Genomic DNA, 460 nt, shown 5'->3' on the forward strand with positions numbered 1-460 from the left:
GGTCAGGTTTAGTTCATGGTGCCCGTATTCTGCTGATCCCGGAAAAAACCCTGTTACACCCCGCCGATTTTGGTCAGTGCCTGTCAGAAGAAGGCGTCAGCGCACTATTTCTTACCACGGCGCTGTTTAACCAATATGCGGGCTTAATTGCCCCGTCGTTGTCAGGTCTGCGTTATGTCCTGTTCGGCGGTGAACAAAGTGATAACCGGGCAGCCATTCGCCTCAGGGCAGAACAGGCACCAAAACATTTACTGCATGTTTACGGGCCGACAGAAACAACCACGTTCGCCACGGCCTACGATATCCCGTTGATTGAAGGTGAAAACAAGAAACTCCCTATCGGGCATCCCATCAGTAATACCCGCATTTATATTCTGGACGAACAAGGCCAACCCGTTCCCCTCGGAGCCGCCGGCGAAATCCATATTGGCGGCGATGGCGTTGCCCGTGGTTACCTGAA

At 53.0% G+C, this 460-nt stretch carries 1 protein-coding gene; it reads left to right on the plus strand.

What is annotated here, in order from left to right; genetic code table 11:
* Nucleotides 1–460, plus strand: a 460-nt coding sequence (locus FE394_RS19270; RefSeq protein ID WP_319927927.1) for an AMP-binding protein, incomplete at both ends; no start/stop codon positions are given.

This window comes from Xenorhabdus littoralis (assembly GCF_033949345.1).
Lineage (GTDB): Bacteria > Pseudomonadota > Gammaproteobacteria > Enterobacterales > Enterobacteriaceae > Xenorhabdus > Xenorhabdus littoralis.